The organism is Rhodococcus sp. 7Tela_A2, from assembly GCF_049311045.1.
Lineage (GTDB): Bacteria > Actinomycetota > Actinomycetes > Mycobacteriales > Mycobacteriaceae > Rhodococcus.
On sequence record NZ_JAXION010000080.1, the window covers coordinates 1 to 20163 of the forward strand.

Below are 20163 nucleotides of genomic sequence, written 5' to 3' on the forward strand. Positions count from 1 at the left end.
CCCCCGAAGCCTCCGCCTCCGAAGCCTCCGCCTCCGAAGCCACCACCGTGGCCGCCGCCCCCGAGCACGCTGTTGATGAGGATGCCGCCCAGCACGGCACCGGCGATGTTGCCTCCCGACGAACCGCCACCGCGCGGCGGGTTGCGACGTTCCCACGACTCGACATCCCGGCGTGCGGCGCTCAAGGCGCGGGACGCGAGAGCCGACGCCGTCTGGGCGTGCTGCAGCGCCTGGGCTGCGTCCGCCGACGCCAGCTGCCGGGCCGCGTCCAGATGGCGCTGCGCCTCCGACAGCCTCGTGCGTGCCTCCGCGCCGACGACGCCGCGTCGCGTGCCGATGAAATCGGATGCGGCGGTGACCTGTGCCTGGGCGGCGGTCAGATCCTGCTCGAGCCGCCGGCGGGCCCGCGCTTCCTCCTCTCGAGCCGCGCGGGTCTGCGCCCGCAGGGCATCGAGGCGCGCGTCGGTTTCCACGACCCGCGTGAAACTTCCCAGCGGGTCGGTGTGCTGCGCGGCCCGTGCATGCTCGAGTGCCTCCTGGGCGGCTCGGCGCGCTTCGGCGAGTTCCGGGCCACCTGCGGCAACGAGCCCTTCGGCGTCGGCGATGCCTTGCGCCGCATCTTCCATGGCAGCCGGAAGAGTCGCGATCGCGTGGCGGATGTCCTCCGCGGCGTGCTCGACACCGTCGAGGAGCGTTGCCGCGTGTCCGAGTGCGCGTTCGGACTCGCGGATCGCGCGGACCGCGTCACCTTGCTCACCCGCCGGACGCGACACTGCGACCCGGCCTTCATCGATGGCCTTCTCGGCGTACTCGATCTCCTCGACCGCGAGCGACACGTTGTCCTTGACGGGCGCGAGCGCCTCCGCCGGGAATTCTTCGGTCAGCTGCGCGAGAGCGGCCTCGCCCTGCGGGATACGTGCCCGCAGGCCGATGGCGCGCTGTGTCAGTGCGTCGAGCCGGTCGGGAGCGTCGAGCAACAGGTCCCGCATCCGGTCGAACGCCTCCACCTGCGCGTCGAGCTCGCGGTCGGCCTGCCCGCACGACGAGACGAGCTGCACCAGCATCTCGCGCTGTTGCTCCGGGGTCTCCGGGATGTCGTCGTCGAGACGCTGCCGGATCTCGAACGCGTTCGCGAGCGCGGCCTGCGCCTGCCGGTACGCCCGGTCGAACGGCTGAACTGCCGTGTCGCCGAATTCGCCGCGCGCCAGCTCGAGTGCTTCCGAACTCGAGCGCACTGCGTTGTCCGTCTCCACCAGTACCTTCTGGGCATGCAGCTCGAGACCCTCGAGCGGGAGCGCGGCCAGTGCGCCGGTATCGGCGGGATCGATCGCCGCTGCACGCGCGGCGGCCGTCTCGGCACGCTTGCGCTTGGACCGCCGCGAATATGCGTAGACGCCGCTGGCACCCGCGGCGATCACGCCGCCACCGACGAGCAGTGTCGTGGTGGGCGCGCTCGAGGGCGTCAACGCGGCATCGAGGCCGTCCGCCGCGGCCACGGCGGCGCCCGCCCAGTCACCGGTGCGCAGCGCGGGCGTGATGTCGTTCGAGCTGATGCGGTTGCGTTCCGACTGGGAAATATCCGATCCGTTCGGGGTCCACAACGCGAACTCGCGGTCGTCGGTGGCGACGGCGAGCAGGGCGGTGTCCGGACCGAAGTTGCTGGCCCGCGCGGTCGCCTGCGCCCAGGCGTCGTAGTTCTGGCCGTCGAAGGTCGACACATACGTGACCCACAGTTGCAGGCGGTGCTCGTCGTACAACGTGTCCACCGCCTGCTGGATGCGTGCGACGTCGTCGGCATCGAGGACTCCGGCGCTGTCGCTGATCGGTGACTGGAGTCGTGACGGGGGCTCGGCCGACGCCGCGACGGGCATCAGCAGCCACGCGGTCGCGGCGAGCAGGAGGGGTAGCAGCGCGGGCACGATCCGGGCGGGACGTCGGCGCGGGGACGATGCGTGGGGCATGACAACGAATCTAGTGGTTCGCGGGAACGAAGCACGGTCGGCGCGTCGCCCTGCTTCGTTCCCCGCGTCCACTGGCAGACTTGAGGGGTGAGTACCGCATCCCACCCCAGGGTCCCCGCGCCAGGCCGCGCCGAGGACGATCTCGGCACGGGCGCCCGCATCACCCGGTGGCTGAGGCGACTGGTGGTCGGTGCGCTGCTCGCCGCGATCCTCGTCGTCGGCGGAACGGCGATACGGGTGTGGCAGGTCGCCCGCATCGACGACAGGACGCCCGCCGACGCCATCGTCGTGCTCGGCGCCGCCCAGTACTCCGGCACACCGTCGTCGGTGTTCGAAGCACGACTCGAGCAGGCACTCAAGCTGTACGAGGCAGGGGTGTCGCCGATGATCGTCACCGTCGGTGGCAAGCAGGAAGGCGATCTGTTCACCGAAGCGGCCGCGGGCAAGAACTATCTCGTCTCCCGGGGCGTGCCCGCGGAGGCGATCATGGCGGTGGAAGAGGGATCCGACACGCTGCGCAGCGTAGAAGCCGTGAGCAGGGACATGGGCGAGCTGGGGTTGTCGTCGTCGGTGCTGGTGAGCGACCCGTGGCATTCGCTGCGCACCCGGACCATGGCCCGCGACTCGGGCCTCGACGCATGGACCGCGCCGACCCGTCAGGGCCCGGCAGTGTTCACCCGCAACTCGCAGTTTCACGCGATCGCCCGCGAAACGGGCGCGTTGATCTGGTACCAGATCACCCATTTCTCCGCGGACTTCCCGTACACAGCAGAGCAGTGACCGCGGGTGGGAGGCCGAGATGGTGAAGGACGAAGATATGGGTAGGCGTACATGTGAGTAGGGGCCGGGGGACGTACGGCCGGTGCGACGAAGGACGGATCTGATGCAGGGCTACAGCGAACACGATCTGGAGCGGCGTGTCGCCGAACCGCCGAAGCGCTCGGCGTTGATCGGTGCTGAACGGGCCGCCGCCGACCGCACCGCATTCGCGCGCGACCGCGCGCGGGTCCAGCACTCCGCTGCCCTGCGCAGGCTGGCCGACAAGACCCAGGTCGTCGGTCCTCGCGACGGTGACACTCCGCGCACCCGGCTCACGCACTCGATGGAGGTCGCGCAGATCGGCCGCAGCATCGCGGAGGGAATCGGCGCCGACGCCGACGTCGTGGACCTCGCGGGACTCGCCCACGACATCGGGCACCCGCCGTATGGGCACAACGGAGAGCGCGCCCTGGACGCGGTGGCGGCGCCGTGCGGAGGATTCGAAGGGAACGCGCAGAACCTGCGCATCCTGACGTGCCTGGAGCCCAAGGTTCTCTATCCGGACGGCACGAGCGCCGGCCTGAACCTCACCCGCGCCGCCCTCGACGCGACGCTCAAATATCCGTGGACGCGGCCGTCTCCGGGCGCGAAGTTCGGCGCGTACGACGACGACGTCGAAGTGCTGACGTGGGTGCGGGAGGGCGCGCCGGATCGCCGCAAATGCCTCGAGGCGCAGATCATGGACTGGTCCGACGACGTCGCGTACTCGGTGCACGACGTCGAGGACGGCGTCATCGACGGCCGAATCGACCTGCGGGTGCTCGGCGACGCGGACGCAGTGTCCGCGCTCATCGAACTGGGCATGCGCGAATTCTCCGATCTCGTCCCCGACGAACTCACCGAAGCAGCGAAACGATTGTCGGAGATGCCCGTCGTGATCGACGTCGGAACCTTCGACGGCACCCTGGCCAGTTCCGTCGCTCTCAAACGCCTCACCAGCGAACTCGTCGGCCGATACGCCACCGCCGCGATCCTGGGAACGCGGGAGGTCACCGGTGACCAACCCGTCACGAGATACGACGCCGACCTGGTGATTCCGCCCGTGGTCGCCGCCGAGGTGGCGTTGCTCAAGACGATGGCGCTGCAGTTCGTCATGTCCGACCGCGTGCACCGCACCCGGCAGGAGGCGCAGCGCGAGCGGATCCACCGCGTCGCGGAATGGCTGCTGCGGACGGCGCCGGTGGGCCTCGATCCGTTCTTCGCCGCGGCGTGGAAAGACGCACCCGACGACGCGGCGCGGGTGCGCGTGGTGGTCGATCAGATCGCGTCGTGCACCGAATCCCGGCTCGAGCGCATCGACCGGGACAGCCTCGCCGCGCAGGCCAGCTGGGGGTAGCGCCGCGACGCGGGACCACCGCTGCGGGCCGCGGCGGCCGAGCGGCTTAGAATCGACGTCGTGGCCGGCCGAATTTCAGACAGAGACATCGCGGCCATTCGCGACCGCGCCCGCATCGAAGACATCGTCGGTGAATACGTCGCACTCAAGCGAGGCGGCGCCGACTCCCTGAAGGGGCTGTGCCCGTTCCACGACGAGAAGTCGCCGTCGTTCCACGTGCGGCCCAACCACGGGCACTTCCATTGCTTCGGGTGCGGGGAGGGTGGCGACGTCTACTCGTTCCTGCAGAAGATCGAACACGTCAGTTTCGTCGAAGCCGTCGAGCAACTCGCGGAGCGCGTGGGCTACACCCTCAACTACGAAGGCGGCGGGCCGTCGGTCCAGCGCGACCGCGGTACCCGTGCCCGCCTCGTCGCCGCGAATGCCGCCGCCCAGGAGTTCTACGCCGAGCAACTGCGCACCCCGGGTGCCCAGGCGGCGCGCGACTACCTCACCGAGCGCAACTTCGACAGCGCCGCCGCCGAGACGTTCGGCTGCGGCTTCGCGCCCGCCGGATGGGACCTGCTCACCAAGCATCTTCTCGGTCGGGGGTTCGAGTTCGCAGAACTCGAGGCGGCCGGACTGTCGCGGGAGGGGCGCCGCGGACCCATCGACCGGTTCCACCGGCGACTGTTGTGGCCGATCCGCAATCTCTCCGGTGACGTCATCGGGTTCGGGGCGCGACGGCTGTACGACGACGACCAGATCACCGCGAAGTACATGAACACGCCGGAGACGCAGCTGTACAAGAAGTCTCAGGTGCTGTTCGGGTTGGACCTCGCGAAGCGCGAGATCGCCAAATCACACCAGGCGGTGATCGTCGAGGGTTACACCGACGTCATGGCCATGCATCTCGCCGGCGTGAAGACCGCCGTGGCCGCGTGCGGAACCGCCTTCGGCGACGAGCACCTGGCCATGCTGCGCCGCCTGCTCATGGACGACAGCTATTTCCGCGGCGAGGTCATCTACACCTTCGACGGTGACGACGCCGGCCGAGCCGCCGCGATGAAAGCATTCGAGGGCGACCAGAAGACGGCGGCGAAAACCTACGTCGCCATCGCCCCCAAGGGCATGGATCCCTGCGAACTCCGGCAGGAGTCCGGTGACGGCGCCGTGCGCGATCTCGTCGCCCGCAGGACTCCGATGTTCGAGTTCGTGGTGAAATCCATTCTCTCCGAACACAATCTGGACAACGCGGAGGGAAGAGTCGAGGCGCTGCGCCGCTGTGTTCCGGTGGTCGCACAGATCAAGGACCGCACCCTGCGCGACAACTACTCGGTGCAACTCGCGCACTGGGTGGGCTGGGACGACATTCCCGCTGTGCGGCGCCGGGTGCAGGACGAAGCCCGGCGCGGTGCCCGCGCACCGGAAACGAAGTCCCGGGCCGGAGCCACCGTGGCGCCCCAGGCGCCCGCGTCGGCGTTGCGCCGGCCCCGCCCGAACGACCCGTCCCTGTGGCCGCAACGCGACGCGCTCAAGGCCGCCCTCCAGTACCCGGGCATTGCCGGCACCGTATTCGATTCGCTGCCCAAGGAGACCTTCACCGATCCGGCGTACGCAGCGGTCCGTACAGCGGTCGCTGCCGCGGGCGGCACCGGTTCGGGTATGGGTGGCGGCGAGTGGGTCGACGCGGTCGGCCGGGCAGCGAAGGACCCCGTCGCGCATTCGCTGGTGATGGAACTCGCAGTCGAGCCGATACCGGCCGAGGAAGACCGCATTCCGCGCTACATCGGCGGCGTGCTGGCACGCCTGCAAGAAGTGTGGGTGGGGGAGCAGGTCGCGGAACTGAAGTCGAAGTTGCAGCGCATCTCGCCCGCCACCGAATCGGACGAGTTCCACGCGCTGCTCGGCGACCTCATGGCACTCGAGCAGTACCGGCGGAGCTTGCTCGACCAGGCCATCGGCGATACGAGCGGCGACGGCCTGGCCGGCTGAGCAGCTACTTCTTGAGCTGATCCCGCGGGATCATGATCGTCGTGTGCTCGTCGATCGGCTTCATCGGCTCGAGCTTCGGTTGAGGACTCAGCGAGTCGGCGAGCTTCTGCCGTCCCACCTCGATCGCCTTCTTGGTGACCGGGCTCCCCGCCACCGCCCTCGCGGTCTTGCTGATCTGCTCGTATCGGGCACGACCCGCTTTGGTGCCGAGCACATAGCCCGCTGCGACTCCGACCAACAAACCCATCAATGTGCTGTCCTTCCACCCGTGGCTGCGCGTCTGTTCCATCCTGCCTGATCTTGGCCCGGACGCGCACTGTGCAGGCGATTTGGCACCGCGGCGGGTTGAGCGCTATGGTTTTCCACGCACCGGGGGAAACCGCGGAGCACCGCAGGACAATCCCCTGTAGCTCAATTGGCAGAGCATTCGACTGTTAATCGAACGGTTGCTGGTTCGAGTCCAGCCGGGGGAGCGCTTGAAATCCTCCCACCCTCACAGGGTGGGAGGATTTTTCGTTTGTGGCCTGGGGCACCGGTCGGTGTGACGGTCGTGACATGGCGGAGTCACCCCGTCTCGATTCGACGGTGCCACCCCAGGTACCATTCCGAAGCGCTGTCCGATGCGGCAGTGTTCTGCGGCGACCCGTCGCCGCGGAGGGGCGGTAGCTCAGTCGGTTAGAGCCGTGGACTCATAATCCATTGGTCGCGGGTTCGAGCCCCGCCCGCCCCACCTCAGACCGCGTCGAGGACCGGTTGCTCGACTGCCTCGAAACCGTTCCCGTCCTGATCGCGGAACGTGAACATCGGTGGTACGCCGTCCCAGAGGAGCAGTTCACCGACGACGACGTCGCGCTCCCGTAGTTGCGTGTGCAGCGCTGCGGTATCGGACGTGGTGAGCCTGATTCCGGTCTCGATGCCCGCAGGAGTGCCGTCGCCGGCAGGAACCAGTGCGATCGTTGTGCGAGCATCCGGTGGCGCGACGATGATCCAGCGACCCCCGAGTTGTTCGAGCGGTACGTCCATTCGTGTCTCGAAGCCGAGTGTGTCGACGTAGAACGCGAGTGCGCGGTCTTGGTCGGTGACCGGTACCCCGATCGTCATCACGTCGATGAATGCGCTCCCGGTCTTTTCCATGATCAGGTCCTTCATCTCGGAAACGTTGTCGAGTGGGTCGACTCGTCGCCGTGGTGGAACTCATCGCGAGTCGAGCCCGGCGCACCGAGATGCGACTATCGGCGTTGTTCCCACTCGGCTCGGCTGAGGGAGTACTCGACGTCACCGTGTTCGGATCCTTCGATCGGCTCCGCCCAGTCCCCGGTGAAGCTTCGTACGAACAGCAGACCTGCCTTTTCCAGCACGCGCCGGGAGCGCGTGTTGACCGCCATCGTGTTCGCGGTGACCCGCTCCACTCCGAGGTCGCTGAACCCCTTGTCGATCAGAGCCCGCGATCCCTCCGTGGCTACGCCCTTGCCCCAGGCGGCCCTGTTCAGGCGGTAGCCGAGCTCGACTACGGCGGAGCGATGGTCATCCAGGGGGCGGAACTCGAACCAGCCCAGGAAGATTCCGGTGGCCCTCTCGTCCGCTGCCCAGTAGCCGCGGGTGCCGAAGCACGGGTACTCGTGCAAGAGCCGTGGCAGTGTCTGCGTTCGGACAACTTCGAGGCTCGCGGCGCGGCCGCCGTTGATGAAGCGCATGACGTCGGGGTCGTTGTCGAGTGCTACGAGGTTGCCGGCATCGGTGCCGGTGAAGGGACGCAGCACCAGCCGCCCGGTTTTCAGGAAGACATCCATGTCCGCGATCCTCACACGAGCGGCCGTGCGGGTTGGGGGATCAACTGTCCGTGGACTCCGGGCACTCGGCGGGACCCGCCGTGAGTGCCGCGTTGATCGTCCGGGCGGCATCGCCGAGCGCGGCGAACTGGCCGGGAGTGAGAACGTCGACGACGAGACGACGCGCCTCCCGGACGTGGCCCGGCGCGGTCTTTTCGAGCTTCGCAAGTCCGGCATCGGTGAGCCACGCTTCGGCTCGCCGACCGCCGCGGACGGTGCAGCTGCGCCGCTCGACCCATCCCGACCGCTCGAGTCTGGTGATCGCGTGGGACAGGCGGGACAGTGAGCCCTGTGCCAACGGGGCCAGCTCGCTGAGAATCAGGGTGCGGTCCGGCGCCTCGGCCAGCACGGCGAGGATGTGGTACTCGAACGAATTCATCCCCGCGTCTCGCTTGAGCTGCGCGTCCATGGCGGGGGGAAGCGTCGACAGCAGTTCGACGAGGGATACCCAATCGCGCAGTTGGTCCGGTGACAGCCAGAGAGTCTCGTCATCGCCGGAGGAAGCGGATGCGCGGGTGTTTTCGACGCTCACACGAACACCGTACCCGACGTGTTGAACATTCAAGTCGTCGCGTGTAACGTCCGACTTGAACATTCAAGTCCGTAACTCTCGGGAGAAATCATGCACCTACTCCGTATCGACGCCAGCATTCAAGGCGACCGCTCCGCAAGCAGCGCGTTGGCCGATCTCGTTCTCGATCGGGTCACCGCTGCGCACCCCGCGGTTCCCGTCGTCCGGCGGCACCTCGGTCAGGACCCCCTGCCGTCCGACGCCTGGGGAAATGCCCTGGCCGGAAGTGCCACGCCGGAACAGGATCGCAACGAGCGGCAGCGCCATGCACTCGCCCTCGCAGAGCGACTCGCGACCGAGTTGCAGCAGGCTACGGCAGTCGTTCTGGCGTTCCCGCTCTACAACTACGGCGTCTCACAGCACGTGAAAGCATGGATCGATCTCACCGTGGTCGGCGCCGAGCACGGCGTTCGGCTTCTCGACGGCACGCCCACCGTCCTGGTCGTCACACGCGGCGGTGCGTACGGACCCGGGACTCCGCGCGACGGCTGGGACCACAGCACCGGCTACGCACGTCGGATTCTCGTCGACCACTGGGGTGCGGACCTCACGATCGTCGAGCGCGACTTCACCCTCGTCGGCGTGAACCCCGCCCTCGACGAGTTCACCGAGACAGCGGTGACGATGCGCAAAACCGCGGAGGAGTCGGCGATCTCGGCCGGCGAGTCCCTCGCCGCCCGGCACGCCGCCTAGCCGGTACGCCTCCGGGTCCGAGGCCCCGCATGGCCCGTGACTTGTGCACGACCGTCAATCGAGGCAGAACTCGTTACCTTCGGGATCGGTCATCACGATGTGTCCGGCGTCGAGTGGGGGAGCGGGCTCGTGGCGTCGAACCCGCTCGGCTCCGCGGGCCACGAGCCGCTCGGCTTCCTTCTCCAACAGCTCCATTCGGGCGTCGCCGTCCGTTTCGGGTGCCGCTCGAACGTCGAGATGCACTCGGTTCTTGACCTGCTTTCCTTCCGGAACTCGCTGGAAGAACAGTCGTGGTCCGGCTCCCTCGGGATCGACGACAGCGGACGCGTCGTTGTGGTGTTCCGGTGGCACTCCCATTGCTTCGAGTGCTTCCTCCCAGGACGCGAAACCCGGGGGCGGGGCCTGCACCTCGTAGCCGAGGACGTCGGCCCAGAACTGGGCGAGTTTTGCGGGATCACCGCAGTCGAAGGTGATCTGGATGTCGCGGGCCATGTCAGCCCACCTCCTGTCGAGTCGAACGGCGGGTGTGCAGATAGAGGTCGCGGAGCAGGCACACCTCCGAGAGGTGATGGATCAGCTCGCGGTTGATGTGCAGAACCAGGGTCGCCATCGGGTAGTCGGCGTACGGACCCTCCGCCTCCCCGCAGGGGCGGAACAATCCCTCTTCCCCGAGCGATTCGACACCGGCGGCCCAGGTCGCGTATTCCGCGTCGAGTTGGGCGAGCGCCTCGTCCGCGGTCGCGGCGTACTCGAACGAGGCGTAGTCGGTGGGTGCCCGTCCGAAGTGCGACGCGTTGCGCATCGCGAGTACTCCGACGATGACGTGGCCGAGGCGCCACGCGATCGTCGTGAACGGCGGCGGGTCCGGCTCCGGAAATGCGAAGTCGATCGTCATGGCGCCGCTGCCGGCCTGCACGGGTGCGGTGCCGGTGCCTCGCGGGCGCACGTTCCAGCAATCGGGAGCGGGTTCCCAGAAGTACTCCTCGTCGGTGAGTCCGTCGAGGCGACTGCGTACCGGGGTGGCGAGCTGGTCTCGCAGGAGAGAATTCCAGTGTCGGTCCGTCATGGGTACAAGCGTCCCCCACATTCCGGACAGGATCGTTCCGTGATCGTGCGACGATGGAAATCGTGACCGTCGAGGCGACGACCGAACGGGTGCTGCGGTTGCTGGCGCTGCTGCAGAGCCGGCCGTCCTGGACTGCCGCGGACCTCGCGGTGGAACTGAGGGTCACCGACCGGTCGGTGCGCCGCGACGTGGAGCGGTTGCGGGCACTGGGGTATCCCGTCCGCGCCACCGCAGGCGTCGGCGGCGGTTACCAGCTCGGCGCCGGAACACGATTGCCTCCGTTGCTCTTTCACGACGAAGAGGCAATTGCGACAGCGGTCTCGTTGCGGCTGGCGTCGGGAAGCACGATCACCGGATCGGCCGAGGCGTCGCTGCGGGCGCTCGCGAAACTGGACCAGGTCATGCCGCCGCGACTGCGGGCGGAGGTGCGGGCGGTGTACGGGGCGATGGAGACCTTGGTGGGACCCGACATCGAGATCGACGCCGACACGCTGATGGTTCTGGCCCGGGCCTGCCGCGACGCGGTGCGCGTGCGGTTCCGGTACACCGATCGTGACGGGGAGGGCCGGGAACGCACGACCGAACCGGTGCGCTTGGTCGTCGCCGGCCACCGCTGGTATCTGATGGCCTGGGACATCGACCGCGACGACTGGCGTACCTTCCGGCTCGACCGGATGGGCGACGTGACGGCGACGACCTGGCGGTTTCGCCCGAGGGACTACCCGGACCCGATTTCATACGTGCAACGCGCCGTCACCGAGGCGCCCTACCGATATCTTGCGCGCGTGCGGGTGCATGCCCCCGCCCGCCGGGTCCGGGAGCTGGTGCCGCCCCAGGTCGGCCGCGTCGACGACGAGCACGACGGTTGGTGTGTGCTCGTCGTCGGCGGGCAGGACCTGGATTGGCTCGCCATGCACGTCGCGCGACTGGGTTTCGACGCCGTGGTCCTGGAGCCTCCCGAATTACGGGAGGCGGCACGGACTCTCGCGCAGCGACTCTCGGCGATGGCGACTGCTCCGGAGTGAACCCGACCGGCGGAGTCGGTGGGCTCGGTGGTTCGACACCTCAGTCGACACCACCGCGGATCCAGTTCTGGATCCGCCAGATCACGTTGTACAGATTCCACGGGGCGACGTGGTAGGTGTCCCACTCCTGGCCCACATAGGCGGTCCACTCGGGGATCCGGCCACAGCAGATCCGGTGACCGAACACGGTGAACAGGGTGTTGCAGAGTGCAGCGCGCATCAGGTTTCTCCTGACTCGGGGCGGCCCCGGGCCGGGGCTAGCCTTGGTGCTGCGCGTTGTGCATGGACGCGACAGTACGCGGTGCTACCGACATGAAAGGGGCGGGGGGGGGGGGGGGCGGCGGCCGCGGCTCGACTGCCGGTGTTCGCTATTCCGCTCGGTACTCCACGACGGGATCGCCGAGAGCATCGGTGGTGGTGTACGCGGGGCCGAAGTACTCCTGGACACCGTTGGTGACCTGGTTGACCCGTGCGCCCCCGGCACCGGAGTGATCGTCCTCGGAGAACCGGAACGGCACGAGGTTCGGTCCTGTGAAGTCGCTCGACCGGACGGCCTCGACGATCGATTCGCGGGTGGGATTCTCACCCGCGGCTTCGAGCGCCTGAACGAACGTGTGCGCCATCGACATCCCGTAGACGACGTTGCCGTCGAACTCGGCGTCGTTGTTGTACTTGGTGTTGATCTCCCGGAACTTGGTGGTCCACTCGTCGTCTTGGCTGAAGTGCGACGGCAGGTAATTGGTGCTGAGCAATCCCTCCGCGAGCGGGGCTGCGTCACCGAGGGTCTTGGACAGGGTCAGGTAATCGCCACCGACCGAGGCGGTGGTCCACTGCGGCCGGAATCCGAGTCGGCCCGCGGTGCCGATCGCGAGGGCGGTGAAGCCGGGAATCGTTGCGAGCATGACGACCTCGCAACCCGCGGCCTGGAGCGCACCGATCTGCGGAGCGACGTTGGTGTTGCTGGTGGCGTAGAACTGTTTCTCGACCACCGCGTCGGCACCGACGATCTGCTCGACTCCCGCCAGGTAGTCGCCACCCAGGTCGTCGTCCTGCCCGAGGGTGCACACCTTCTTGCCGGGGAGGTTGTCCTTCACGTACTGCGCCATGATCTTTGCTTCGACGGTGTAGTCGGCGTTGAAGCCGAACGTGTTCGGGTATTTGTCCGGCTGATTCCAGATCCGCGAACCGGACGCGACGAACAGGTCGGGAACATTGTTGGTGTTGAGGAAGTCGAGCACTCCGGAATGGGTGGGTGTCCCGAGACCGCCGAGCAGCGCGAACACGCGGTCCTGCAGCACCAGTTCGCGCACGACCTGCTGGGTGTTGGACGGGTTGTAGCCGTCGTCGAGTGCCTTGTACTCGATGGTGCGGCCGTTGACGCCGCCTTGTTCGTTGACGTAGTCGAAGTACGCCTGGGTGGCGGGAGGGATCTTCGAGTAACCGGCGGCGGCCGGCCCGGTCAGTGGCATGTGGGTGCCGACCAGCACCGAGGTGTCGGTGACACCGGTGGTGTCTCCTTCACCCGAGGCCCCTGTCGACGCGGTGCTGCCGCTGCCGCACGCGGCAAGCGTCACGGCCGTCGTCGCAACGAGAGCGACGAGGGAAAGTTTTTGTCGCCGACCTGTTTTCATATGCTGGCCTCTGCTTTCGGTGGGGTGGAGACGGAAGTGGAATCGGGACCGCGCCCGTGTCGTGGCTTACCGGTGCGCGGCCGGAGACGGCGGACTGCTGCGCTGAACAGACCTTGGAGGCCGGCGGGCGCGAGCATCACGATGAGGATGACGGCGACGCCGAAGACCGCGATCGCGAGGTTGCCGTCCAGACGTTCGGCGAGGGACGGGGACAGTTCGAGCGTGTCGGTGAGGGCGGCTACGAGTGCGGGGAGCACGACCAGAAGCACCGCGCCCCATACGGCGCCGAGAAGAGAGCCGAGCCCGCCGATCACCACGCCCATCAGCAGGAACAGGGAGAAGGTGACACCGAACGCGCCCGGGGACGCGCTCTGGGAGACCATGGCGAGGACACCGCCGCCGAGGCCGGCGGCACCGGCACTCACCACGAATGTGGTGATCTTGGTGCGGGCGACGTCGATACCCGCGAGGCGAGCGGCGATCTCGTCGTCGCGCACGGCCTGCATGCGGCGGCCGAAGTCTCCGGCGATGAGATTCGACAGCGCGAGCACAGTGAGGGCCGCGGCGACCACGGCGATCATGGCCTGCCACTGTTCGACGGTGAACGCCGCTGCGATGCTGCTCGGCGGTCCCTCCACATACGCCCACAGTCCTTGGTCGCCGCCGAGCACACTGGAGAACGTGGTGGTGATCGACGGGATCACGACGACCAGCGCGAGCGTCAAGCCCGCCAGGTAGGGGCCGTGAAGCCGTGCGGCGGCAGCCCCGACGACGATCCCGACGACGGAGGTCACGAGCACGGCAGCGACGAGCGGCACGAGCAGCACCGAAATCCCGGTGACCCCGGCGTCGCCCATCGCGTTGGAGGTCAGCGCGAACGAGTATGCCCCGCACGCCATCAGCGCTCCGTGCCCCAGCGAGAGCTGACCGTTGCGGCCGATGAGCACTGTCAGCCCGGCTGTCGCGCACAGATAGGCCGCGATGGTCGCCAACTGGTAGTTCCGGAAGGGGGGCAGTACGAAGATGATCGCGATGACGGCGACGGCGATACCGGCCACCACCGCGGCGCGCACGGCAAACGAATCGAAGCGGGAAGTGTGCATGGTCAGACCTGCCTGGCGGCGACGCCGGAGAAAATGCCTTGGGGCCGCAGCAGAAGCACCGCCAGCAGCATCAGAAGTACCGCGATCGGCGCGATGCTTCCACTGAGGTAGCCGCTGACGAAACTCAGCAGCAACCCTGTCGCGAGCCCGCCGAGCACCGCGCCCACGGGGCTGTCCAAACCGCCGATCACCGCTGCGGTGAAGGCGAAGATGAACACGAGATCGACTGCGTGCGGGTTGAGCCCGAGTTCGGTGGGTACGACGAGCAGGGCCGCGAGCCCGCCGACTGCGCCGGCCAGAGCCCACCCGAGGGTGAGCATCGCCGAGACCTTCACCCCGAGCAGTCGCGAGACGTCCGGAGCGAACGCCGAGGCCCGCATCTTCAGGCCGAGATCGGTACGGGTGAACAGCAGGGCGAGGCCGATGACCACGACACCCACCGCAGCGAAGACGAACACGTCGTACGGAGACAGCAGCGGAACCGTCCCGACCCGCAGCGGGTCGCGGCTGAACGGCAACTGCATGGGACGGAAGTCGTTGCCGTAGATCATGCCGAGTACGGCGTGGATCACCATCACGAGGCCCAGCGCGACGATCACCGCGGCTAGTGGGCGGCTGTGGTCGAGGCGGCGGATCAGCACTCGCTCGACGAGGGCACCCAGGAGGAAGCCGCTCACGACGGCGGCGAGCAGTCCGTACCAGTACGAACCGGTCGCCGACGTCACCGAATAGGCGATGTAGGTGGTGGCCGCAGCCATCGCGCCCTGCGCGAAGTTGATCACGCGGGTACCGCGCCAGATCAGCACGAGCGCGAGTGCGAACGCTGCGAAGACGGCACCGCGCGCGAGACCGTCCACGGTGAGAAACAGGAATCTGTCCATCGGTTGCTCCTCAGAAGCCCAGGTACGCGGTGCGGAAGTCGCTGTCCATGACGAGTTCCGCGGCCGAGGTGGCGACGACGACGCGGCCCAGTGCCAGCACGATCGCCTGGTCGGCGATCGGAAGCGCACTGTGCACGTTCTGCTCGACGAGGACCACCGTCAGGCCGGTGCGGTCCCGCAGGTCGCGCAGGACCGACATGATCAGGTCGACGATGCGCGGCGCGAGACCGAGCGAGGGTTCGTCGAGCAGGAGCAGCGAGGGCCGCGCGACCAGGGCCCGGCCGATCGCGAGCATCTGCCGTTCGCCGCCGGAGAGTTGATGGCCGCTGCTGGTCCGGCGCCGGGCGAGGGGCTCGAACATCTCGTACATCTCGGCAATGGCGCGAGTGGTGTCGGCACGGTCCTTGCGCCACAGTCCGCCGAGACGCAGATTTTCCTCGACGGTCAGTTCGCCGATCACGCCGCGACCTTCGGGCACGTGGGCGACCCCGTGGTGCACGAGTTTCTCCGTCGGGACACCGAGCACGGACGTCCCCGACACGCTGATCGAACCCTGGACCGCCGGCAGCATTCCCGACAGTGCCCGCAGCAAGGTTGTTTTCCCGGCGCCGTTGGCGCCGACGACAGCGGCGATGGTGCCGGACGGGACGTCGAAGCTCACCTCGTGCAGGACCGGTACGGGACCGTATCCGCCCGTGAGGTTTTCGATCCGGAGCAAAGGGGCTGTCACGCTGCCTCTTTTCCGCCGAGGTAGGCCGCCGCGACCAGCGGATCGGCACGGATCTCGTCGGGGGTCCCCGCGGCGATCACCTTGCCGAAGTCGAGCACGACGATGTGGTCGCACACCGACATGATCAGGTCGACGTTGTGTTCGACGAGCATCACCGAACGCGATCCGTCGCCGCGCGAAGGCAGTTGGCGGATCAGAGTCCCCAACTCCTCGATGTCGTTGCTGTCGAGGCCGCCCGCCGGTTCGTCGAGAAGAAGCAATGTGGGATCGGAGATCAGAGCGCGCGCGAGCGCGACCTTCTTGGCGACCGCGTAGGGGAGTGCCGGCGGGAGTGCCTGTGCGTACTCTCCGATCCCGAACTCGTCGAGCAGTGTCGCGGCGGAACTGCGGGCGGCGAGCTGGGTGCGGGCGCCGTACGGCAACCCGAGCAGGCTGGTGACGAACGACGCGCGGTGCGACACCGACGCTCCTGCGGCGACATTTTCGAGAACGGTGAGCCCACCGAAGAGCCCGAGTCCCTGCAGGGTGCGCGCCACTCCATGCCGGACGAGGCGGTGAGGGGCGGGGCGTACCGGCCGGCCGTCGAGGGTCAGTGTCCCGGCGTGCGGGCGCAGGAACCCGCAGACGACGTTGAACAACGTCGTCTTGCCTGCGCCGTTCGGTCCCATGACGCCGACGACCGAGCTGGCCGGCACCTGGAGCGACACGTTCTCGAGTGCGACGAGGCCACCGAAACGGACTTCGATGCCCTCGAGACGGAGGCGGTCCGGAGGTTCACTCGGGGTAACGATTGATTGCACAGCGGGTGCACTTTCTCTCGGGCCTTCTCCGGCCTTTCGGGCGTTCTGCCGGGTCTCGGTGAGATCGACGTCACTTTTCAGCGACAGGTTACAACACTCCGAGTGTATGTTCCTACTGTCCGGAGGGATCGTTTTCGAGAGAGGAGTCGTGACGGTGGTCGTACCCATCGCCGGGACCCCGGGCCGGCTCGAGGGCCGGGTCGCGGTAGTGACCGGGAGCAGCCGGGGAATCGGATTCGGAATTGCCGAACGTCTCGTGGCGGAGGGCGCACGGGTGGTGCTCACGGCGCGCTCGCCGGAGCCTCTCGCCGAGGCGGTCACAGCACTGGGAACCGATGTCGCGTGCGGCGTGGCCGGCAAGGTGCACGATTCCGCGCATAGGGACGACACGATCGCCACGGCCGTCGACCGCTTCGGCAGAGTCGACATCCTCGTCAACAACGCCGGCACCAACCCCGTCTACGGGCCCCTGTCCGATCTCGACCTCGACGCTGCCCGCAAGATCCTCGAGGTGAACGTGCTCGGTGCCCTCTCGTGGACGCAGCGCTTCGCCAAGGCGGCCACCGAAGGTGGTGCGGTCGTGAATATCTCGTCGGTGTCCTCGTTCTCCCACGCGCCGGGAATCGCGTTCTACGGCGTCAGCAAGGCGGCGCTCAACCAGCTCACCCGGTCTCTCGCCGCCGAACTCGGACCGACCATCCGCGTCAACGCCGTCGCACCCGCCGTCGTGAAGACGCGGTTCGCGGCCGCGCTCTACGAGGGACGGGAAGAGCAGGTTGCGGCGCGATATCCGATGCGACGGCTCGGTGTGCCGTCGGATGTGGCGTCGGCGGTCGCGTACCTCGTGTCGGACGATGCCTCCTGGGTCACCGGCCAGGTCTTGTCGGTGGACGGTGGCGGGCTCACGGTCCCGTCCGCATGAGAGTCGGTGCGCACCGCTTCGTGCGGCCGGCAAGCACCCTCGTAGGCACTGGCAGAATGCAGCACAGCAGTACACGAACGACGCAAGTGAGGAATCGGTAGTGACCAGCACCTCGGACGGGCGGACCGCACGCGGGGAGCGCACCCGGCGCGCCGTGATCGACGCGCATATCGCCCTGATCGAGGCGGGAGAACTCAAGCCCACCGGCGCGCAGATCGCGGAGCACGCGGGTATTTCCCTGCGCTCGCTGTGGGCCAACTTCAGCGATCTGGAAACGCTGTTCGGAACCACCGGTGCCGAACTGCTCAGTCGCCAGGACGCGATGTTCGTACCGGTGCCGCCCGACCTCGACCTTCCGCAGCGGGTGGACAAATTCTGCGCGCAGCGCGCGAGACTGCTCGAGTTCATCGCTCCGTACGCGCGCGCGGCGGGGTTGCGGGAGCCGTACTCGCGGGAACTCCGGACCAATCGGCTGCGGCACATCGGGCGCGTGACGGACGAAATCGAGGCGCTGTTCGCCCGAGAACTGTCGCCTCTCCCGTCGGCGCGTCGTACGCAGGCGGTCCAGGCGCTCGGAATCGCCAGCACGTGGGCGTCGTGGTCGGTGCTGCGCGACGAATACGGCCTTGCAGTTCCCGACGCCACGGCTGTGATGCGCCAGACGGTCGCAGCGCTCCTGGCCGCTGCCGTGCACGCTTCTCTCGGTTAGTGCGGCACACGCGGGCGGCGCGTCGGTGTCACTCCAGCAGAGATGCCACAACCTGATCCGCCGCATTGCGATGCCCGGCGGCGTTGGGATGCAGGGGGATCGCTTCGGCGACGGGCGACAAGCCTTCCATCCACCGGTTGTCGGGATCGGCGCACACATCGTGCCCGACCGTCGATCCGGTCAGATCGACGAACTCGGCACCCGATTCCTGCACCTGCTGACGCATGGCACTGTTCAACCGGTCCAACTTGTTCTGGAGATAGGTCGCGTCCTCGGGCCACAACCGCTGCTCCGGGAAACATCCGCCGTCGCGGACAGCCGTGGGATAGCCGACGAAGACGATCTTCGCATCCGGTGAGCGTTGCCGGATCTCCGCGGTGATCGTTTCGTAGCGGGGGACGAAGGCGTCGATCGCGGCGTCGACGCGGTCGGCGCCACCGGCGGTGTTCGTCGCCGCGCAGGACTGCCCATTGGGGGGTGGCAGCAGATTGATGCAGCCCGCGGCGAGTTGGACGAGTCCGATGTCGTTGCCGCCGATGCCCACGGTCACCAGGTCGGTGTCCGGCGTCAGCGCCTCGTACTGGGGTGGGACACCCACGCCGCGGAACGTCGCCTGGGACTCTGTCAAATGGCCGCTGACCGCACCTCCGCACGAGACGTCGACGAAACGAGAGACATTGAGTACCTCTGCGACCAGGGTCGGATAGTTGCTGCCCGACCGTCCGCATTCCTCCGACACCGTGGGCGGAATACCGGGACCGGAGGTGAACGAATCCCCGAGCGCAACATACGAATCGTAGAGCGGGGTGGCCGTCGCGGGCTGGGATGCGGGTATCCACGTGACCAAAACCGCTGTGGTGGCGATGGATCCGAGGATTCCAGCGAGAGCGATGCCTGTGCGCACGGGACGACTCCGGTGTTGTCGGCTGTCGCTGGTATCGGCGACGTGTCTCGATGATGATCCGGCGGGGTCGCGGCGCTGTCAAGAGATTCCCGTCTGCCGGCCGGGCACAACCCGGCATCACGGCACGAACACCGTCGTGCTTGTCTGTCGGATGTGACGACGACGTGGGTGCGCGCGGCAATCGGAGTGGGTGCATGGGTCGCAACCTCGATCGGTGCGACCGGGATCGCGTTGCATTTCAGCCCGTCGTCGGCGCGAGTTCTCGTCCTCGCCGCGTCGGGCGCGCCCTATCTGATGGTGTGCGCGCTGTTCGGTGTCCTGGCGTTCTCGGCTCTCGGGAACCGGGCCGGAGTGGCGGTCGCGGGCCTGGTCGTCGTGGGTGCGGCGGCGACCCAAGCGCCGCTCTACATCGGTGACGCGGACCCCGCTGAAGGCCCTGTGGTGCACGTGATGCAGACGAACATCCTCTTCGGAGGGGTGGACGCCGCTGCCGTGGTGACCGAGGTACGCGACCGGAACATCGGACTGCTCACGGTCGACGAACTCTCGCCGGAGGCACTGGAGGCACTGGAGGCAGCGGGTCTCGGCACAGTGCTGCCTCACCGGCATCTCTCGCCCGGGCCGGCCGCGAACGGAACGGGGATCTGGAGCGCCTACCCGCTGTCCGACACCGTCGAGTACGACGGGTTCGTGATGAGCCAGGTCTCCGCGACGGCGGAGATTCCGGGCGCCGGGCCGGTCGGCGTCTACGCCTTCCATCCCGTGCCGCCCGTCGTCGGCACGGACGTGTGGGCCGACGAACTGTCCCGTCTGCACGACATTCTCGAGCAGGAACCCGGGACACGCCCGGCTGTCGTCGGCGCCGATTTCAATGCGACATACGATCATTCGCAATTCCGGGTATTACTGTCGGGCCGCTTCGGCGATGCCGCCGATCAGGTGGGTGCGGGGCATCTGCGCACCTACCCCACCGACAAAGGGATCCCGCCCGTGGTCGGCATCGACCACATTCTCGTCGCAGGTGGATCAGCGACCGAGGTGGAGACGGTAAGCGTGCCGGGATCGGACCATCGTGCGATGGTCGCGCAACTGCGTCTCGACGGCGTGCCCGAATAAGCCGCACGGGCTTCGAGGGAACGAAAAAAGAGGCGGCGCCGCCGTGGGGGCGGGGGCGCGCGTGAGGGTCGGCGCAGCACAGTTGTGTAGCGC

General features: G+C 67.8%; 22 protein-coding genes and 2 tRNA genes. 10 read left to right on the top strand and 14 right to left on the bottom strand.

The window, feature by feature from the left end; translation table 11 throughout:
* Positions 1-1961, bottom strand: a 1961-nt coding sequence (locus TVH25_RS14990; RefSeq protein ID WP_422424656.1) for a TPM domain-containing protein, incomplete at its 3' end; no start/stop codon positions are given.
* 159 nt (positions 1962-2120) lie between these two features.
* Between TVH25_RS14990 and TVH25_RS14995 the strand changes: the two genes are divergently transcribed.
* The 3 genes from TVH25_RS14995 (at position 2121) to dnaG (ending at position 6090) form a co-directional block, all read left to right on the top strand.
* On the top strand, positions 2121-2741 hold the full coding sequence (locus TVH25_RS14995; protein ID WP_296550222.1) for a YdcF family protein: 621 nt from the start codon (positions 2121-2123) through the stop codon (positions 2739-2741).
* Positions 2742-2844: 103 nt separating this feature from the next.
* Positions 2845-4116 carry a deoxyguanosinetriphosphate triphosphohydrolase gene (locus TVH25_RS15000; protein ID WP_169620301.1) on the top strand — a complete coding sequence of 424 codons (1272 nt, stop codon included), beginning with the start codon at positions 2845-2847 and terminating at the stop codon, positions 4114-4116.
* Between the two features lie 60 nt (positions 4117-4176).
* Positions 4177-6090 carry a DNA primase gene (gene dnaG / locus TVH25_RS15005; RefSeq protein WP_169620300.1) on the top strand — a complete coding sequence of 638 codons (1914 nt, stop codon included), beginning with the start codon at positions 4177-4179 and terminating at the stop codon, positions 6088-6090.
* Between the two features lie 4 nt (positions 6091-6094).
* Here the strand turns inward: dnaG and TVH25_RS15010 are convergent, their stop codons facing one another.
* On the bottom strand, positions 6095-6340 hold the full coding sequence (locus tag TVH25_RS15010) for a hypothetical protein (RefSeq protein WP_206036732.1): 246 nt from the start codon (positions 6338-6340) through the stop codon (positions 6095-6097).
* A 150-nt stretch (positions 6341-6490) separates the two neighbouring features.
* Here TVH25_RS15010 and TVH25_RS15015 point away from each other — a divergent pair.
* Positions 6491-6563, top strand: a tRNA-Asn gene (locus TVH25_RS15015).
* Positions 6564-6746: 183 nt separating this feature from the next.
* Positions 6747-6820, top strand: a tRNA-Ile gene (locus tag TVH25_RS15020).
* 2 nt (positions 6821-6822) lie between these two features.
* Here TVH25_RS15020 and TVH25_RS15025 read toward each other — a convergent pair.
* The 3 genes from TVH25_RS15025 to TVH25_RS15035 form a co-directional block, all read right to left on the bottom strand.
* Positions 6823-7239, bottom strand: coding sequence for a VOC family protein (locus TVH25_RS15025; protein WP_422424657.1), 417 nt, complete (start codon positions 7237-7239; stop codon positions 6823-6825).
* 80 nt (positions 7240-7319) lie between these two features.
* On the bottom strand, positions 7320-7880 hold the full coding sequence (locus tag TVH25_RS15030; RefSeq protein ID WP_422424658.1) for a GNAT family N-acetyltransferase: 561 nt from the start codon (positions 7878-7880) through the stop codon (positions 7320-7322).
* Positions 7881-7920: 40 nt separating this feature from the next.
* Positions 7921-8451: a MarR family winged helix-turn-helix transcriptional regulator gene (locus TVH25_RS15035; RefSeq protein ID WP_296550107.1), complete on the bottom strand. Its 531-nt coding sequence runs from the start codon at positions 8449-8451 to the stop codon at positions 7921-7923.
* 90 nt (positions 8452-8541) lie between these two features.
* Between TVH25_RS15035 and TVH25_RS15040 the strand changes: the two genes are divergently transcribed.
* Positions 8542-9183, top strand: coding sequence for an FMN-dependent NADH-azoreductase (locus TVH25_RS15040; protein ID WP_422424659.1), 642 nt, complete (start codon positions 8542-8544; stop codon positions 9181-9183).
* Positions 9184-9237: 54 nt separating this feature from the next.
* On the opposite strand, the gene TVH25_RS15045 is transcribed toward TVH25_RS15040, so the two are convergent.
* Together TVH25_RS15045 and TVH25_RS15050 are read right to left on the bottom strand one after the other, a co-directional pair.
* Positions 9238-9675 carry a VOC family protein gene (locus TVH25_RS15045; RefSeq protein WP_378529114.1) on the bottom strand — a complete coding sequence of 146 codons (438 nt, stop codon included), beginning with the start codon at positions 9673-9675 and terminating at the stop codon, positions 9238-9240.
* 1 nt (position 9676) lies between these two features.
* Positions 9677-10249, bottom strand: coding sequence for a DinB family protein (locus TVH25_RS15050; protein WP_169620268.1), 573 nt, complete (start codon positions 10247-10249; stop codon positions 9677-9679).
* Between the two features lie 62 nt (positions 10250-10311).
* Between TVH25_RS15050 and TVH25_RS15055 the strand changes: the two genes are divergently transcribed.
* On the top strand, positions 10312-11274 hold the full coding sequence (locus tag TVH25_RS15055; protein WP_169620395.1) for a helix-turn-helix transcriptional regulator: 963 nt from the start codon (positions 10312-10314) through the stop codon (positions 11272-11274).
* Between the two features lie 40 nt (positions 11275-11314).
* On the opposite strand, the gene TVH25_RS15060 is transcribed toward TVH25_RS15055, so the two are convergent.
* The 6 genes from TVH25_RS15060 to TVH25_RS15085 form a co-directional block, all read right to left on the bottom strand.
* Positions 11315-11494, bottom strand: a complete 180-nt coding sequence (locus TVH25_RS15060) for a hypothetical protein (protein ID WP_169620267.1) — start codon at positions 11492-11494, stop codon at positions 11315-11317.
* Between the two features lie 148 nt (positions 11495-11642).
* Positions 11643-12905: an ABC transporter substrate-binding protein gene (locus tag TVH25_RS15065; protein ID WP_422424660.1), complete on the bottom strand. Its 1263-nt coding sequence runs from the start codon at positions 12903-12905 to the stop codon at positions 11643-11645.
* Positions 12902-14008, bottom strand: coding sequence for a branched-chain amino acid ABC transporter permease (locus TVH25_RS15070; protein ID WP_169620265.1), 1107 nt, complete (start codon positions 14006-14008; stop codon positions 12902-12904). Before TVH25_RS15070 ends, TVH25_RS15065 begins: the two co-directional genes overlap by 4 nt.
* Before the next feature lie 2 nt (positions 14009-14010).
* A complete protein-coding gene (locus TVH25_RS15075; protein ID WP_169620264.1) occupies positions 14011-14889 on the bottom strand; it encodes a branched-chain amino acid ABC transporter permease in 879 nt (292 codons plus the stop codon).
* Between the two features lie 10 nt (positions 14890-14899).
* Positions 14900-15619 carry an ABC transporter ATP-binding protein gene (locus TVH25_RS15080; RefSeq protein ID WP_422424661.1) on the bottom strand — a complete coding sequence of 240 codons (720 nt, stop codon included), beginning with the start codon at positions 15617-15619 and terminating at the stop codon, positions 14900-14902.
* A complete protein-coding gene (locus TVH25_RS15085) occupies positions 15616-16419 on the bottom strand; it encodes an ABC transporter ATP-binding protein (protein WP_422424662.1) in 804 nt (267 codons plus the stop codon). Before TVH25_RS15085 ends, TVH25_RS15080 begins: the two co-directional genes overlap by 4 nt.
* Before the next feature lie 148 nt (positions 16420-16567).
* On the opposite strand from TVH25_RS15085, the gene TVH25_RS15090 reads away from it, so the two are divergent.
* Entirely contained in the window at positions 16568-17341 is a 774-nt protein-coding gene (locus TVH25_RS15090; RefSeq protein ID WP_296550095.1) for an SDR family oxidoreductase, read from the top strand.
* 100 nt (positions 17342-17441) lie between these two features.
* Positions 17442-18050 carry a TetR/AcrR family transcriptional regulator gene (locus tag TVH25_RS15095; RefSeq protein ID WP_169620260.1) on the top strand — a complete coding sequence of 203 codons (609 nt, stop codon included), beginning with the start codon at positions 17442-17444 and terminating at the stop codon, positions 18048-18050.
* A 28-nt stretch (positions 18051-18078) separates the two neighbouring features.
* Here the strand turns inward: TVH25_RS15095 and TVH25_RS15100 are convergent, their stop codons facing one another.
* Positions 18079-18954: an SGNH/GDSL hydrolase family protein gene (locus TVH25_RS15100; RefSeq protein WP_422424663.1), complete on the bottom strand. Its 876-nt coding sequence runs from the start codon at positions 18952-18954 to the stop codon at positions 18079-18081.
* Between the two features lie 153 nt (positions 18955-19107).
* Here TVH25_RS15100 and TVH25_RS15105 point away from each other — a divergent pair, with 153 nt between their 5' ends.
* Positions 19108-20070: an endonuclease/exonuclease/phosphatase family protein gene (locus TVH25_RS15105; RefSeq protein ID WP_422424665.1), complete on the top strand. Its 963-nt coding sequence runs from the start codon at positions 19108-19110 to the stop codon at positions 20068-20070.
* Positions 20071-20163: the final 93 nt, after the last annotated feature.

Excerpts from the sequence above, each read along its gene's own strand:
- TVH25_RS15025 (WP_422424657.1), bottom strand. The coding sequence starts at position 7,239 with ATGAAGGACCTGATCATGGAAAAGACCGGGAGCGCATTCATCGACGTG.
- TVH25_RS15040 (WP_422424659.1), top strand. The coding sequence starts at position 8,542 with ATGCACCTACTCCGTATCGACGCCAGCATTCAAGGCGACCGCTCCGCA.
- TVH25_RS15000 (WP_169620301.1), top strand. The coding sequence starts at position 2,845 with ATGCAGGGCTACAGCGAACACGATCTGGAGCGGCGTGTCGCCGAACCG.
- TVH25_RS15045 (WP_378529114.1), bottom strand. The coding sequence starts at position 9,675 with ATGGCCCGCGACATCCAGATCACCTTCGACTGCGGTGATCCCGCAAAA.
- TVH25_RS15065 (WP_422424660.1), bottom strand. The coding sequence starts at position 12,905 with ATGAAAACAGGTCGGCGACAAAAACTTTCCCTCGTCGCTCTCGTTGCG.
- TVH25_RS15075 (WP_169620264.1), bottom strand. The coding sequence starts at position 14,889 with ATGGACAGATTCCTGTTTCTCACCGTGGACGGTCTCGCGCGCGGTGCC.
- TVH25_RS15030 (WP_422424658.1), bottom strand. The coding sequence starts at position 7,880 with ATGGATGTCTTCCTGAAAACCGGGCGGCTGGTGCTGCGTCCCTTCACC.
- TVH25_RS15060 (WP_169620267.1), bottom strand. The coding sequence starts at position 11,494 with ATGCGCGCTGCACTCTGCAACACCCTGTTCACCGTGTTCGGTCACCGG.
- TVH25_RS15050 (WP_169620268.1), bottom strand. The coding sequence starts at position 10,249 with ATGACGGACCGACACTGGAATTCTCTCCTGCGAGACCAGCTCGCCACC.
- TVH25_RS15070 (WP_169620265.1), bottom strand. The coding sequence starts at position 14,008 with ATGCACACTTCCCGCTTCGATTCGTTTGCCGTGCGCGCCGCGGTGGTG.